Here is a 14,876-nt window from a genome sequence, read left to right on the forward strand (position 1 = left end):
ACCCAGATCATGAGGCTAGTCTCGTGGGCTCGGTTTTGTTTATAAGAGACAGAGCGCGGCCTGCGGAACCAGCGTCTGGCGCAGGCTGGCGGCGAGCACGCCGCCAGCGACGGCCAGGGCGTCGCCGACGAATTGGGACAGCACCAGCATCGCCAGGCCGGTGGTGGACGACGCCGGCGCGAACGGCGTGATCAGCACCGCCAGCCCCGCGCCGGTCATGGCGGCCAGGATCGCCGGCCCGTGCCCCAGGCGGCGTGCGAGCAGCGGCGCAAGACCTGCGCCGACCAACGCGCCCGCGCCGCCCGCCGCGATCGCCAGGCCCAGCATCGAAGGGGAAAGGCCGAGCGTGCGCACGGCGAACAGGACGTAAAGGGCGCTGAACACCCCGCCGAACAGGCCCTGGGCCGACTCCATGGCCAGGAGCGGGCGCACATGGCGCTCGGACCAGGCCGTGCGGAACCCTGATGTCAGTTCCTTCGGCCAATATTCGGCGGGCGCTGGGCGGGGGTGCTCCTCCGGCGTGCCGATCACGGCCAGGAAGGCCGCCGAAACAGCGTAGGTCGCGGCGTTGGCGGCGACGGCGAGCGGTGCGCTCAGCCACTGGAACAGCAGGCCGGCGAGAGCCGGGCCGCCGACCTCGGCCGTGGCATCGGTCGAGGCGAGCTGGGCGTTGCGCTCGAGCAGACGCTCCCGGCCGACCAGGGTCGGCAGGTAGGCGTGGCTGGCCATCTCGAAGATCGCGCTGGCGCCGGCGATCAGGGCGGCGACGATGAAGACCTGCGGTAGATCGAGGCGGCCCATCAGAGCGGCGATCGGAATGGAGGCGAGCAGCCCGGCGCGTATCAGGTCCATCCAGATCAGCACCGGCCGCCGGCGGGCGCGGTCGACGAACGGCCCGGCGGCGAGCGCGGCGACCAGAGCCGCGCCGCTGGCCGCGGCGGCCAGCAGGCCCAGGGTGGCGGCCTGCGCGCCCAGAGCGATCACCGCCATGATCGGCAGGCCCTCGCGGGTGATGCGGGCCCCGAAGGCTGAAACCGCCTGCGCCGCCCAGAGCCTGCGGAAGTCGCTGGTCACGCGATCTCCGTCACGAAGGCCGAAATCGCCCGATCGCCCTGGAGCCTGCGGAGCGGGACGCCGGGAGCCAGGTCAGCCAGGCGGCGCTCCATGTCCGGCCGGGCGTGGGCCTCATAGGTCCAGATGTCGGCCAGCATCTCGCGGCTGGGCGTGTCGCGACAGCCGGCGGGCAGATCGGCGCGTCCGCCGGCGCGCGGGTCCAGGCAGCGGCCGAGCGCGCGTGACAAGGCCAGCCAGCGGGGCTGCTGCAGCCAGACGACGAGTTCGGCGCGGGGCAGGGTGAGGTCGCCGACCAGCGCCAGGAACGCCCCATCGACGATCCAGGCCTCGCCGGCCAGCGCGTCGCGAACGCGCCGGCGGAAGACCTCGGCGTCGCCATGCGCCCAGTCAGGGCCGTAATAGAGCGGGTCGAGGTGGACGACGGGGAGCCCGAGCCGGGCACCGAGCGCGCGGGCCAGCCGCGACTTGCCGCTGCCGGAATTGCCAAGGATCACCACGCGGCGCATGACGGCCTCCTTGGACCCTGGCTATAGGACGTCAAGTTTCCGGAGAACCCCATGACCGACGCCGCCAAGCCGCTAGTCCTGATTTCGCACCAGATGCTGTCGCCCGTGCAACAGGCGCTGGAGGCGGCTGGCTACGAGGTGGCCCGGCGCTGGGAGCTGGCCCCCGGGCAGGCCGAACGGGTGCGGGCGATCGTGCATGCCGGTGAGATTCCGCTGAGCCACGACTTTCTGGAAAGCCTGCCGCAACTTGGTCTCATCGCCAATGTCAGCGTCGGCTATGACGGCGTCGATGTCCCGTGGTGCCGCGCCCGCGGGATCGAGGTGACCCACGCCAAGGGGCTCAACGCCGACGACGTGGCCGATCATGCGATCGGCCTGCTGATCGCCGGTTGGCGCAACATCGTGGCCGGCGACGCGGTGGTGCGGGCCGGCGGCTGGCGCGACGACCCTCGGGTCGGCAATCGACCCGGCCTGCGCGGGCGCAAGCTTGGGGTCATGGGGCTTGGCGCGATCGGTGAGGCGGTGGCCGTTCGCGGCGCGGCCATGGGCATGGAGATCCTGTGGTGGGGCCCGCGCGAGAAGCCGGAGGCCGCGTGGCCTCGGGCCGATAGCCTCGTGGCGCTGGCGCAGGCGAGCGACATCCTGGTCGTCGCCTGCCGCGCTGACGAGTCCAACCGCAAGGCCGTGAACCGCGAGGTTCTCGACGCGCTCGGCGGGCGCGGCATGCTGGTCAATGTCGCCCGTGGCTCGATCGTCGACGAGGACGCCCTGATCGCGGCGCTGAAGGAGGGGCGGCTGGGCCGTGCGGCGCTGGATGTGTTCGAGGCCGAGCCGACGCCCGCCGCGCGCTGGGCAGATGTCCCGAACACCGTGCTGACGCCCCACAGTGCTGGCGGGACGGTGGATTCCATTCCGCGTATGGTCGGACAAGCGCTCGAAAATGTTCGTCGCTTCGCTGCCGGAGAGCCGGTGATGAGCGCGGTCTAACCGCGCTCCGCCAGCGCATGCTATAAGCGGCTCCTCAAGCGGGTTTGCGCATCGTCCTCGGCTTGACATAAAGACATAAAGATATCTTTATGTGCCCATGACGCTCTCCACGAGTCAGGCGGTGGAAATCTTGCGCGCGGCGGGCGAGCCGACGCGCTTGCGGATTCTTGCGCTGCTGTCGACCGAGGAATTGGCGGTCCTGGAGCTTTGCCGAGTGTTGGACCAGAGCCAGCCGCGGGTCTCGCGTCACCTGAAGCTCCTGGCCGAGGCGGGCCTCGTCGAGCGGTTTCCCGATGGCGCCTGGGTTTTCTACCGACTGGTCACCTCTGGGGATGCACGTCACCTGGCCGACCAGGCGCTGGGCCTCATCGACCCGACCGACGAGGTCGTGGTTCGTGACGCCGAGCGGCTCCAGGCCGTGCGTGGCGAACGCTCAGCCGAAGCGGGTGAATACTTCGCGCGCAATGCTGCGCGTTGGGACGAGATCCGCTCGCTCTACGTTTCCGAAAGCGCTGTCGAGGCGGCGATTATCGACGCGGTCGGACCCGGCCCGTTCAAGCGCCTGGTCGATCTCGGTTCAGGCACAGGCCGGATGCTCACCTTGCTCGGGCCGCACGCCGAGGCGGCGATCGGGCTCGATCTCTCCCAGCAGATGCTCAACATTGCGCGCAACCATGTCGCTGAGGCGGGGCTGGAAGGCTTCGAGCTGCGTCATGGCGACATCTTCGGCACCCGGCTGCCCGGCCAGAGCGCCGATCTGGTCGTCGTCCATCAGGTGCTGCACTACTTGGCCGATCCCGCCTCCGCCGTGCGCGAGGCCGCGCGTCTGGTCGCCGAGGGCGGCCGACTGCTGATCATCGATTTCGCCCCTCACCACCTCGAGTTCCTGCGCGAGCAGCACCAGCATCGGCGTCTCGGGTTCGCAGAGCCGGAAATGGCCCGCTGGCTGGAGGACGCGGGGCTCTCTGACGTCCGTGTGACCGCGCTGCCGCCCGCCCGGGCCGAGGGGCTCACCGTGAAAATCTGGGTCGCTGAGCGCGCCCGCTTGCCGCAAAGGAGCGCCGCATGAGCCCTCATGAAACCGCGCTCGGACCCGTCGCCCGCGCCGCCGCTGGAAATGCGCGTCGCCCGTCCGTGTCGTTCGAGTTTTCGCCCCCCAAAACGCCCGAGGCTGAAGTGAGCCTGTGGGAGGCGATCCGCCGGCTCGAGCCGCTGAACCCGTCCTTCGTTTCGGTGACCTACGGCGCCGGCGGCTCCACCCGCGACCGCACGCACCGCACGGTCGTCAGGATGCTGAAGGAGACGACCCTTAAACCTGCCGCTCACCTGACCTGTGTTGAAGCCTCGCGCGCCGAGGTCGATGAGGTCGTGCAGGCCTATTGGGACGCCGGCATCCGCCACATCGTCGCCCTGCGCGGCGACCCGCCGGGCAACATCGGCGGGGTCTACGTGCCCCGTGCCGACGGCTACCTGAACGCCACCGAGCTGACCGCCGGCATCAAGGCGGTGGCTCCGTTCGAGGTCAGCGTCAGCCTCTATCCGCAGATCCACCCGGAGAGCCCGTCGATCGACCACGACATCGACGTGCTGAAGGCCAAGATCGACGCGGGCGCGACGCGCGCGATCACTCAGTTCTTCTACGATATCGACGCCTACCTGTTCTTCATGGACAAGCTGCGCAAAGCGGGCGTCGACATTCCAGTGTCGCCGGGGATCATGCCGGTCTCGAACTACAAGGGCCTGAAGAAGATGGCCGGGCCGGTCGGCATCCCGCTGCCGGCGTGGCTGGGCAACCTGTTCGAAGGCCTCGACAGGGACCCGGAGACCCGCAAGCTGATCGCCGCCTCGGTGGCCTCGGAAATGTGCGTGCGACTGGCCGAGGAAGGCTATTCCGACTTCCACTTCTACACGCTGAACCGCGCCGACCTAGTCTATGCGATCTGCCGGGTGCTGGGCGTGCGCGAGGCGCCGACCGAGCCGGCGGAGGCGGCGGCGTGAGGGCGATCGCGCTAGGCCTGGGCGTCAGCCTGCTGGGCGGGGCGGGGCTTGCGCAGAGCCCGGCCAACTGGACCGCGCCCTCCGAGCCGTTCTGGATCGCCGATGACCTCTACTATGTCGGCACGGCGGGCCTCGGCGCCTACCTGCTGACCTCCCCCGCGGGCCACGTGCTGATCGACGGGGCGATGCCGACCAGCGCCAAGATGATCGAGGCCAACATCGTCAAGCTCGGCTTCAAGCCGGCCGACGTGAAGGTGCTGCTGAACACCCACGCCCACTTCGATCATGCCGGCGGCCTGGCCGAGCTGAAGAAGGACACCGGCGCCAAGCTCTACGCCGCGGCCGGCGACCGCCACGCGCTGGAGACTGGGACCTATGTCGGCTCCGAAGACGTCAAGGCGTTCGACTTCGCCCCGGTGAAGGTCGATCATGTGCTGAAAGACGGCGAGCAGGTCCGGTTGGGTAGCATCGTGCTGACCGCGCATCTGACGCCGGGCCATTCGGGCGGCTGCACCACCTGGACCTTCCCGGTGAGGATCGACGGCGTCGAGCGCCAAGCCTTGCTCTACTGCTCCACCTCGGTGGCGGCCAACCGGCTGGTGTCGAAGACCAAGGGCCCGCAGTACCCGGGCATTGTCGCCGACTACGAGGCCACCTTCGCCAAGCTGAAAACCATGCAGGCCGACGTCTTCCTGGCCCCGCACGCCGAGCAGTTCGGCCTGGGCGCCAAGCGCGCCAAGCTGGCGGCCGCAGGGCCGAACCCGTTCGTCGACCCCGGCGAACTGCAGCGCACCGTCGCGGCGTCCGAAGCGGCGTTCCGCGCAGATCTCGCCAAGCAGCAGGAGGCTGCCCGATGACCGCACGTCAGGACCGTATCGCCGCGCTCAAGCAGATCGCCAAGGAGCGCATCCTCATCCTCGACGGCTCGTGGGGGGTGATGATCCAGAAGCGCGGCCTGGCCGAGGCCGACTATCGCGGCGAGCGCTTCGCCGATCACGCCCTGGAGCTCAAGGGCAACAACGACCTCTTGTGCATCACCCGGCCCGACATCATCGGCGACCTGCACGACCAGTATTACGCCGCCGGGGCCGACATTTCCGAGACCAACACCTTCTCCGCGACGGTCATCGGCCAGGCCGAGTACGACTGCGGCGAGGCGGTCTATGACATCAACTTCCAGGGCGCGAAGATCGCCCGCGAGCGCGCCGACGCCTGGACCGCCAAGGAGCCGCACAAGCCGCGCTTCGTGGCCGGCTCGGTCGGCCCGCTGCCGAAGATGCTGTCGATGTCGTCGGACGTGAACGATCCGGGCGCGCGCCTCGTGACCTTCGAGGAGGTCTACCAGGGCTATCGCCAGCAGATGATCGCGCTGCACGACGGCGGCGTGGACATGTACCTGATCGAGACAATCACCGACACGCTCAACTGCAAGGCCGCGATCAAGGCGATCCTGGACCTCGAGGACGAGGGCTATGAGCCGCTGCCGATCTGGATCTCGGGTACGATCACCGACCGCTCGGGCCGGACGCTTTCGGGCCAGACCGTTGAGGCGTTCTGGAATTCGGTGAAGCACGCCAAGCCGTTCGCCATCGGTCTGAACTGCGCGCTGGGCGCGGACCTGATGCGGCCGCACATCGCCGAACTGGCGCGGGTCGCCGACACCCTGGTCTCGGCCTATCCGAACGCGGGGCTGCCCAACGCCATGGGCGAGTATGACGAGCAGCCGCACCAGACCGGCCACCAGCTGCACGAGTGGGCCGAGCAGGGGCTGGTCAACATCCTCGGCGGATGCTGCGGCACCACCCCCGACCACATTCGCCACGTCGCCGAAGCCGTCGCCGGCGTCACCCCGCGCCAGCCGCCCGAGCGGCCCAAGGCGATGAGGCTGGCCGGCCTGGAGCCGTTCGAGCTGGTTTGATCTCTTCCGCTCGTCTCCGCGAAGGCGGGGAGCCAAGCGGCCTTCGACTACCCACTGGCTTCGGCCGAATTCTACTTCAGCTTGGGTCCCCGCCTTCGCGGGGATGAGCGGTTTGATTGCGATGCGCCCCACCTTCATCAACGTCGGCGAACGGACCAACGTCACCGGTTCGGCCAAGTTCAAGAAGCTGATCGTCGAGGGCGACTACGCCGCGGCGCTGTCGGTCGCGCGCCAGCAGGTCGAGGCGGGCGCGCAAGTCATTGATATCAATATGGATGAGGGTCTGCTCGACTCGGTCCAGGCTATGCGGACCTTCCTCAACCTATTGGCGGCGGAGCCCGACATTGCACGCGTGCCGATCATGGTCGATAGCTCCAAGTGGGAGGTCATCGAGGCCGGCCTGCGCTGCGCCCAGGGCAAGTGCATCGTCAACTCGATCTCGCTCAAGGAAGGCGAGGCCAAGTTCATCGAGCAGGCCGTCGCCTGCCTGCGCTACGGCGCGGCCGTGGTGGTCATGGCCTTCGACGAGGTCGGCCAGGCCGACACCGCCCAGCGCAAGTACGAGATCTGCAAGCGCGCCTACGACATCCTGACCGAGCAGGTCGGCTTCCCGCCCGAAGACATCATCTTCGACCCCAACATCTTCGCCGTCGCCACCGGCATCGAGGAGCACGACAACTACGCCGTCGACTTCATCGAGGGCACGCGGGCCATCAAGCAGAACCTGCCCTACGCCCGCGTCTCGGGCGGCGTCTCCAACGTCTCGTTCTCGTTCCGCGGCAACGAGCCGGTCCGCCGGGCGATCCACTCGGTGTTCCTCTACCACGCCATCGCCGCGGGCATGGACATGGGCATCGTCAACGCCGGCGACCTGCCGGTCTATGACGACATCGACCCGGAGCTGCGCGAGGCCGTCGAGGACGTGATCCTCAACCGGCCCCAGCGCACCAACGTCTCCAACACCGAGCGGCTGGTCGACCTGGCCCCCAAGTACAAGGGCGAGAAGGGGCAGGCCAAGGTCGTCGACCTGGCCTGGCGCCAGGCCAGCGTCGCCTCGCGCCTCAGCCACGCCCTGGTCCACGGCATCACCGACTATATCGACGCCGACACCGAGGAGGCCCGGCAGGCCGCGCAGCGCCCGCTGCACGTCATCGAAGGCCCGCTGATGGACGGCATGAACGTGGTCGGCGACCTGTTCGGCGCCGGCAAGATGTTCCTGCCCCAGGTGGTCAAGTCGGCGCGGGTGATGAAGCAGGCCGTCGCCTACCTGATGCCGTTCATGGAGGCCGAGAAGGACGGCCAGCCGCAGTCCAGCGCCGGCAAGATCCTGATGGCCACGGTCAAGGGCGACGTCCACGACATCGGCAAGAACATCGTCGGCGTGGTCCTGCAGTGCAACAACTACGAGGTCATCGACCTGGGCGTCATGGTCCCGGCGGACCGCATCCTCGACGCGGCCCTGGAGCACAAGGTCGACATCGTCGGCCTCTCGGGCCTGATCACCCCCAGCCTCGACGAGATGGTCTATGTCGCCGGCGAGATGGAGCGCCGCGGCTTCACCATCCCGCTGCTGATCGGCGGCGCCACCACCTCAAAAACCCACACCGCGGTCAAGATCGAGCCCGCCTACAAGGCCGGCTCCACCACCTATGTGCTCGACGCCAGCCGCGCGGTCGGGGTGGTCGCCGGCCTGCTCTCGCCCACCGAAAAGGACCGCATCGCCGCCGAGACGCGCGCCGACTACGCCAAGGTCCGCGAGAGCTATGCGCGCGGGCAGGGCAGCCGCGCCCGCGCCAGCCTGGCCGAGGCCCGCGCCAACGCCTTCAAGCCCGACTTCGAGGCCTACGTCCCGCCCAAGCCGAGCTTCCTGGGCACGCGCAGCTTCGTTTCCTACGACCTCGCCGACCTCGCCCGCCATATCGACTGGTCGCCGTTCTTCGCCTCCTGGGAGCTGGTCGGCCGCTTCCCGCAGATCCTCGACGACGACGTGGTCGGCGCGGCCGCCCGCGACCTCTATCGCGACGCCCAGGAGATGCTCGCCAAGATCATCGAGGAGAAGTGGTTCGAAGCCCGCGGCGTGGTCGGCTTCTGGCCGGCCGCCGCCGACGGCGACGACATCGTGCTCTATACCGACGAGACCCGCAGCGCCGAGCTGACCCGGCTGCACAGCCTTCGCCAGCAGATGCCCAAGGACAAGAGCCGCGAGGACGGCGGCAGGGCCAATGTCGCCCTGGCCGACTTCGTCGCCCCCGTCGGCGGCAAGCCCGACTGGGTCGGCGGCTTCGCCGTCACCGCCGGCCACGGCGAGATCGAGGTCGCCCAGCGCTTCAAGGAAGCCGGCGACGACTATTCGGCCATCCTCGCCACCGCGCTCGCCGACCGGTTGGCCGAAGCCTTCGCCGAGGCCATGCACCGCAAGGTCCGCACCGAGCTCTGGGGCTATGCCGAAGGCGAGCCGTTCGACTTGGGCGCCCTGGTCGCCGAGCAGTACCGCGGGATCCGCCCGGCCCCCGGCTACCCGGCCCAGCCCGACCACACCGAAAAGGCGACGCTGTTCAAGATCCTGGACGCCGAGGCCGCGACCGGCATGGAGCTGACCGAGAGCTTCGCCATGAACCCGCCGGCGTCGGTGTCGGGGCTCTACTTCGCCCACCCCGAGGCGCACTATTTCGGCGTCGGCCGGATCGAGAAGGACCAGGTCGAGGACTACGCGCGCCGGAAGGGGTGGGAGCTGAAGACGGCGGAGCGCTGGCTGGCGCCGATCCTGAATTACGAGCCGTAGGGGGCGCTTTGGCTCGTGGCGGACATCCACGAGGTCCGCTCTCCGGGCGCAAGGGAACCTAAACCAGTGCGCGCGCACTGGGCTCCTAGGAGAAGCTGGGAACGTCCGCCAACTGGACGGCGAATTAGCTCCGCTATAGCGTCGTCGGTTCAGGATGGGGAGACGTTGCCGAGCCGTCACGCTCTCGTCGCGTCGGTCTCCACAGTGCGACGAACCCAGGGCCTCGATAGCTTGCTCGATTTCCGAAAGACTTTGGCGCGCGTCCTAAACGCGATCGCGGACCGGCTTGCGCGAGTTCCCGAGAACCCAGGCGAGGCGACACGCTTTGTGGATCTTGCGCCGACCGACAAGGCGGATGCATCAGGGGTGTATTCAAGCGCCTTGATCGAGGCGACGCGCAATCCTCGCGTGATGAATATTGCGCTGACCGGGCCGTACGGCTCCGGCAAGAGCAGCATCATAAAGTCTTTCCTAAAGTCGTATAAGCGCCCTGTTCTACAAATATCATTGGCGGCCTTCCTGCCTGAGGTTGCGTCGCCCAGCGGCAAGGTAAGCAAGCAAGAGATCGAGCGGAGCATACTACAGCAAATGCTCTACGGCGCTGATGCCAACCGCCTTCCTCTGTCCAGATTCAAGCGGATCCAGTCGCCAAGCCGCTGGTCCATGCTGGCCTCGTTGTCCATGGCCATCGGCGTCCTGTGTTGCTGGTACCTAATACAGAATCAAACAGCGATACAAAAGGGGACCTACTTTATCCCGTTCGACGCAACCAATTGGTTCAATCTCTCGACTTTCGCCGTCGCCTGCGTGCTTTTTTGGTTAACAATTCATCACATTTACATCGCGAGTTTCGGCATTTCCCTGAAGAGCATATCGTTGAAGGATATAGAAATCGCACCTAAAGCGATGACCGAGGAGTCGATCCTGAATCGTCACTTGGATGAGATAATATATTTCTTTCAATCCACGAGGTATGATCTAGTAGTAATCGAAGATATTGACCGTTTCGACAATGCCGATATTTTTGTTACACTTCGTGAAATCAATAGTTTGATAAATGCCAACGCGGGTGTGACGCGAACGGTACGCTTCCTTTATGCGCTTCGCGACGACATGTTCGTGAATACTGATCGAACCAAATTCTTTGAATTTATTATTCCCGTAATCCCAATTATCAACAGCTCAAATTCGATCGACAAGGTGTTGGAGCAGGGAAGGCGGCTTTCTCTCGACAGTCGGTTGAACCCACAGTTTCTGCGAGAAGTATCGCGCTACCTGAACGATCTCAGGCTCATTCAGAACATATTCAACGAATACGCCATCTATGTCGCCAACCTCGAGGCCGAGGGTGAAGTCGATCTGGACGCGAACAAGCTGCTCGCGATCTTGATTTACAAGAATGTTTTCCCCAGCGACTTCGAGAAACTGCATCGCGGTAAGGGCAATCTCGCGCGAATCCTTCGTAGTCACGATGACTACATCGCCGCCAGCGAAGCCCGATGCACGGCCGAGATATCTCGCCTGGAGGCCCTCGTCGATCTGGGCGAAAGGCAACTGCCGAACGATCTCAGCGAGCTTCGCAAGATCTACGCGATGGCGCTTATTGAGAGGATTCCCATCCAATTCGGCGAAATCTCGCTGGATCGCAGCAATTTCATTGCGTTGTCGGCATTGCCCAATTCCGAACGCTTTGAAGAATATTTGGACGCGAAGCAAATCATCGTGCGCCATGTGAATGGCGGCGGCCACAACTATGTTCCCATGGCTGATTTTCAGGCCAAGGTTGATCCGGCGAGAAATTTTCAGCAACGCAAGAGCGATGTCGAAAAGAAGTCCGCTGCATTCAGGGAGGCCACGGCAAAGAGTATTCGTGACCTCAGGGTCAAGTTAAGTAATCTTAGGATGATGAAGTTTAATGAGGTAATCCGGGAGAATTCTGAAAGTCTCGATGAATGCTTCGAGCTGTTTGGGGGCGATGCTGATCTAGCGCGCTACCTTGTGCTGGAGGGATATTTGGATGACACCTATTATCAGTACACTTCGCTGTTCCACTCGGGGCGCCTGTCGCCGAGCGACAACAATTTCCTGATCCGGATACGCGCTCTCAAAAACCCCGATCCCGACTTCCAGATAGACAACCCGAAGGAGGTCATCGCTGCCATGCGCGGCGAGGATTTCAGTCGGAACTTCGTCCTCAACGTCAAGATCGTGGACTGTCTGCTTGCCGATCCGGCGTCCTACGCAGAGCAAAAGGAAAGGCTTCTAGCCTTCATCGCCGCCGATTTCGGAGTGTGCGAGCCCTTTCTCGCGGTCTACTACACGCGAGGCACCGAAGTCGCGACGCTGATCACCGAATTGGCGAGGACATGGCCCAACTTCACGCGCGAGGCGATGGCGAGTTCCGCCAATCTCACGCACGTGGCGCGCGTCATCAGCCACTTGCCTAGCGCGCGGCTAGAGGACCTCAACCGAAGGCATCCGGCGCTTTCCGAATTCGTGTCCAAGAGGTTGCCAGAGATCCTCGCCCTAGGCATCGACTTCCCGCCAGAGCGATTGCAACTGCTCGGCGCGGAGGTCGTCGACCTGTCCGCGATCGAGACTCATCCAGGCTTCATCAGGGTCCTGTTCGACAAAGGCCTCTACGAGCTTTCCGTCGACAACGTGGACTTCATATTCCGAGCCGTGCTCGGCATCGAAGACTGGACCAGGTCGCGCGAGCAGAACCACACGCTGATGCTGGAAGTCGGCAGCACTCCACTACTGGCCAAGGTCGACGAAAACTTTGAAGCGTATCTGGACGAGGTTCTTCTTCGCCTGCCCGATAATCGCCACGAAAGCGTGGCTGCCATCCAGCGCATCATCGGTCACGACGGCGTAGAACTTGAGACCCTGGTGGATTTTCTCAAGAGGCAGACCGCGGTGCTCCCGACGTTGGACGTGAGTCCCGCAAGACTTCACTCGATCCTCTTCGAGATTGGGAGAATCGAGCCGACTTGGGAGAACTGTCTGTCCTTCCTAAACAGCGAGAATTGCGACGAGAAGGTCCTGACCGACTTCCTGAATACCGAGGTCGCCTTCGCCGCTCTCGAGAGGTCCAAGGTTCCAGATGGAACATCGGCGGCTCCGCTGCGCAATTTCATCTTCAACAATGACGCATTGAACAATGACGCCTATGCGGCATATGTCCGAGCACTTCCAAATAAATTCAATGCCTTCCCAAGGGAACTCGGCGTCGACAAATTGAAGATCCTCGTCGAGCAAGATCGCGTCAACTTCTCGCCTGATAATCTATCCTGGATCAGTGATCATGTCTCATTGGCCGTCACATTCGTGAAGAACCATCTGGGCGAGTACTTCGACAAAGAGAGCGAATGCGATCTTGGCGACGACTTCCGCGAAAGGCTGCTGGAAGCGGACATCGACGATGAGGATCGCTTAAAGATAGTTAGCGCGATGGACCTAGGTGCCTTGCATGGCTTGCCGTCCCGTGCAGCGATCGTCGGCAACATCATTCATCGTACGGGCGCTTTGGCGGAGAACCTGGAAGCGGACGCCGCGCGCGAGATCATTGTGAACTCCCACCCGCTGAACACTCAGATCGCGCTGTTCAATATGCTGCATGAGAAGTTCGACGATCGGAGGGTGCGGGAGATACTACAGTCACTTCCCGAGCCACTTTCCGACATCAAGCCCGGCTGGACGACGCCGACACTCAAGACCAATGAGGTCAATCTCGAATTCGTGGCATGGCTGAAGACCCGCGGTTTCATCTCTTCCTGGAAACAGGGAGGGCTGTTCGACAACGACATACGTATCAACCTGTTCAGGAAATGACGCCTGTTGGCGACCGAGACCCGCGCGACCTGCTGAAGATCGTCCCGAGGTGAGCTGCTGTCATGCCCTCGCGGGAGTCTGCTTTCGGGCCCGGAGCCTTAGTCTGCTCATGGGGGTATATTGTTCGCGATTTGTTCTTGCCTTTCCGCCCCTACCGCGCTAAACTGAAGCCTTCTCATTTGCTGTCGTGGGGGCGTGATGCCCAAGGGTGTCGAGCCGGCGCGGGGCGCCGGCGGCAAGGCGGCGTGCGTGCGCTATACGCCGGAGCTGGGACGGGAGATCTGCGCGCGGGTGGCGGCGGGCGAGAGCCAGCATGCGCTGGCGCGCGAGCCGGGGATGCCGTCGCGGCGGACGTTTCGCGACTGGGCGCTGCGCGAGCCTGAGTTCGGGGCGGCGTTCGAGGCCGCCAAGCTGGAGGGCCGGCGGCGGCAGATCGCGGCCGACCGCGAGGCGGACCTGGCGCCGGGTAGGGGGAGGCTCTGGCGGCGGATGATGGCCCAGGCCTCGCCGAAGCGGCGGCGCGGGGGCAGCGTCTCGATCCTGACCCCGCAGCTCGCCGAGGACATTTGTCTGCGGATCGCCGGCGGCGAAACGGTGCTGGCGCTGTCGGCCGATCCGGACATGCCCTGCGCCGGCTCGATCTATGGCTGGGCGCGGCGCGAGGACTGGTTTCGCGAGATGTACGTGCGCGCCAAGGAGATCGCCGCCGACGTGCATTTCGACCTGGCCTACGAGGTGGCGATGGAGGCGACCGAGGACAGCGTGCGCGGCGACCGGCTGCGGGTGCAGGTGCTGCGCTGGCGGCTGGCGCTGAGCGAGCCGAAGAAATACGGCGTGCGGCGGATGCTGGGGCCTGCCGCGGAGGGCGAGCGCGACGGGGAGGGCGGACCGCAGCCGTTCGGGATCGAGCTGGTGAACTTCGTGCCGGGGCCGGGCGGCGGCTGGCGGGAGCTGGAGTAGGGGGCTGCGCGGCCCCCTCACCCTAGCCCTCTCCCCACGGGGGAGAGGGGACGGTTCGGAGCGCGACCTGGTCTCCTCTCCCCGCTTGAGGGGAGAGGGTAGGGTGAGGGGAGGCGGCGCGGAGCGCTCGCTGAGCTGGCCGCGGGCTCGGCTTGGGTCCCCGCCTTCGCGGGGATGAGCGGGTTCTTTACGTGCGGCGCATGGTGGTGATCGGGACCGGGGGCTTGAGCCACTGGCCGCGCTGGTCCTTGAACTTGGTCTCGCCGTTGGTGGGGAGCGACAGGATCTTTTCGACCACCGGCATGCCCTGGACCACGCGGCCGAAGGCGGCGTAGCCGAGGTTGTCGCCCTTGGCGGCCGGGTTGGCGTCGAGATAGGGCTGGTCGCCGACGCAGATGAAGAAGTTGCTGGTCGCCGTGCCGGTGGCGAAGCGGCCGAGCGAGATCGTGCCGTTGAGGTGCTTCAGGCCGGTCTTGGTCGTGCTCTCGTGGGCGATCGGCGGGAACGGGCGGACCTTGGCGTCCGGGGCGCCGACGATGGTGCCGTCCTTGGCCACGCCCGGCGTGCGGGCGGCGCGGAAGAAGCTGCCGCCGTCATAGGACCTGGCGTCCACATAGCGCAGGAAGTTGGCGACGGTGAGCGGGGCGCGGCGCGGCTCCAGCTCGACGACGATCACGCCGCGCGGGGTCTTGATGGCCACGCGCGGCTTGGCGGCGGCCAGCACGCTCTGCGGGGCGGCGAGGACCAGGCCGCCGGCGGCGATCAGGCGGCGTCGGGTGGGGGCGTCCATCTTGGGCTCCTCGGCGGCGGGGGCGTT

11 protein-coding genes are annotated in these 14,876 nt (G+C 65.6%); 8 read left to right on the top strand and 3 right to left on the bottom strand.

What is annotated here, in order from left to right; genetic code table 11:
• Positions 1-39: 39 nt before the first annotated feature.
• Positions 40-1,074, bottom strand: coding sequence for an MFS transporter (locus OUA97_RS13075; RefSeq protein WP_267232339.1), 1,035 nt, complete (start codon positions 1,072-1,074; stop codon positions 40-42).
• Positions 1,071-1,580, bottom strand: a complete 510-nt coding sequence (locus OUA97_RS13080; RefSeq protein ID WP_267232340.1) for a hypothetical protein — start codon at positions 1,578-1,580, stop codon at positions 1,071-1,073. The genes OUA97_RS13075 and OUA97_RS13080 overlap by 4 nt, the downstream gene beginning before the upstream one ends.
• A gap of 51 nt (positions 1,581-1,631) precedes the next feature.
• On the opposite strand from OUA97_RS13080, the gene OUA97_RS13085 reads away from it, so the two are divergent.
• From OUA97_RS13085 to OUA97_RS13120, 8 genes are all read left to right on the top strand, one after another.
• Complete coding sequence (locus OUA97_RS13085) at positions 1,632-2,567, top strand: 2-hydroxyacid dehydrogenase (protein WP_267232341.1); 936 nt, start codon at positions 1,632-1,634, stop codon at positions 2,565-2,567.
• A 97-nt stretch (positions 2,568-2,664) separates the two neighbouring features.
• Entirely contained in the window at positions 2,665-3,636 is a 972-nt protein-coding gene (locus OUA97_RS13090; RefSeq protein ID WP_267232384.1) for an ArsR/SmtB family transcription factor, read from the top strand.
• Complete coding sequence (metF, locus tag OUA97_RS13095; protein ID WP_267232342.1) at positions 3,633-4,565, top strand: methylenetetrahydrofolate reductase [NAD(P)H]; 933 nt, start codon at positions 3,633-3,635, stop codon at positions 4,563-4,565. The genes OUA97_RS13090 and metF overlap by 4 nt, the downstream gene beginning before the upstream one ends.
• A complete protein-coding gene (bla, locus tag OUA97_RS13100) occupies positions 4,562-5,422 on the top strand; it encodes a subclass B3 metallo-beta-lactamase (protein ID WP_267232343.1) in 861 nt (286 codons plus the stop codon). The genes metF and bla overlap by 4 nt, the downstream gene beginning before the upstream one ends.
• A complete protein-coding gene (locus tag OUA97_RS13105; RefSeq protein ID WP_267232344.1) occupies positions 5,419-6,483 on the top strand; it encodes a homocysteine S-methyltransferase family protein in 1,065 nt (354 codons plus the stop codon). Before bla ends, OUA97_RS13105 begins: the two co-directional genes overlap by 4 nt.
• Before the next feature lie 121 nt (positions 6,484-6,604).
• Positions 6,605-9,265, top strand: a complete 2,661-nt coding sequence (gene metH, locus OUA97_RS13110) for a methionine synthase (protein WP_267232345.1) — start codon at positions 6,605-6,607, stop codon at positions 9,263-9,265.
• A 165-nt stretch (positions 9,266-9,430) separates the two neighbouring features.
• Positions 9,431-13,099 carry a hypothetical protein gene (locus tag OUA97_RS13115; protein WP_267232346.1) on the top strand — a complete coding sequence of 1,223 codons (3,669 nt, stop codon included), beginning with the start codon at positions 9,431-9,433 and terminating at the stop codon, positions 13,097-13,099.
• Between the two features lie 198 nt (positions 13,100-13,297).
• Positions 13,298-14,059: a hypothetical protein gene (locus tag OUA97_RS13120; RefSeq protein WP_267232347.1), complete on the top strand. Its 762-nt coding sequence runs from the start codon at positions 13,298-13,300 to the stop codon at positions 14,057-14,059.
• Positions 14,060-14,246: 187 nt separating this feature from the next.
• Here the strand turns inward: OUA97_RS13120 and OUA97_RS13125 are convergent, their stop codons facing one another.
• A complete protein-coding gene (locus tag OUA97_RS13125) occupies positions 14,247-14,849 on the bottom strand; it encodes a peptidylprolyl isomerase (RefSeq protein WP_267232348.1) in 603 nt (200 codons plus the stop codon).
• Between the last annotated feature and the right edge of the window lie 27 nt (positions 14,850-14,876).

The sequence above is a fragment of the Phenylobacterium sp. 58.2.17 genome (assembly GCF_026411515.1).
Taxonomy (GTDB): Bacteria; Pseudomonadota; Alphaproteobacteria; order Caulobacterales; family Caulobacteraceae; genus Phenylobacterium.

Coding starts and splice junctions, on each gene's coding strand:
- OUA97_RS13080 (WP_267232340.1), bottom strand. CDS start 1,580: ATGCGCCGCGTGGTGATCCTTGGCAATTCCGGCAGCGGCAAGTCGCGG.
- OUA97_RS13085 (WP_267232341.1), top strand. CDS start 1,632: ATGACCGACGCCGCCAAGCCGCTAGTCCTGATTTCGCACCAGATGCTG.
- OUA97_RS13090 (WP_267232384.1), top strand. CDS start 2,665: ATGACGCTCTCCACGAGTCAGGCGGTGGAAATCTTGCGCGCGGCGGGC.
- metF (WP_267232342.1), top strand. CDS start 3,633: ATGAGCCCTCATGAAACCGCGCTCGGACCCGTCGCCCGCGCCGCCGCT.
- OUA97_RS13105 (WP_267232344.1), top strand. CDS start 5,419: ATGACCGCACGTCAGGACCGTATCGCCGCGCTCAAGCAGATCGCCAAG.
- metH (WP_267232345.1), top strand. CDS start 6,605: ATGCGCCCCACCTTCATCAACGTCGGCGAACGGACCAACGTCACCGGT.
- OUA97_RS13120 (WP_267232347.1), top strand. CDS start 13,298: ATGCCCAAGGGTGTCGAGCCGGCGCGGGGCGCCGGCGGCAAGGCGGCG.
- OUA97_RS13125 (WP_267232348.1), bottom strand. CDS start 14,849: ATGGACGCCCCCACCCGACGCCGCCTGATCGCCGCCGGCGGCCTGGTC.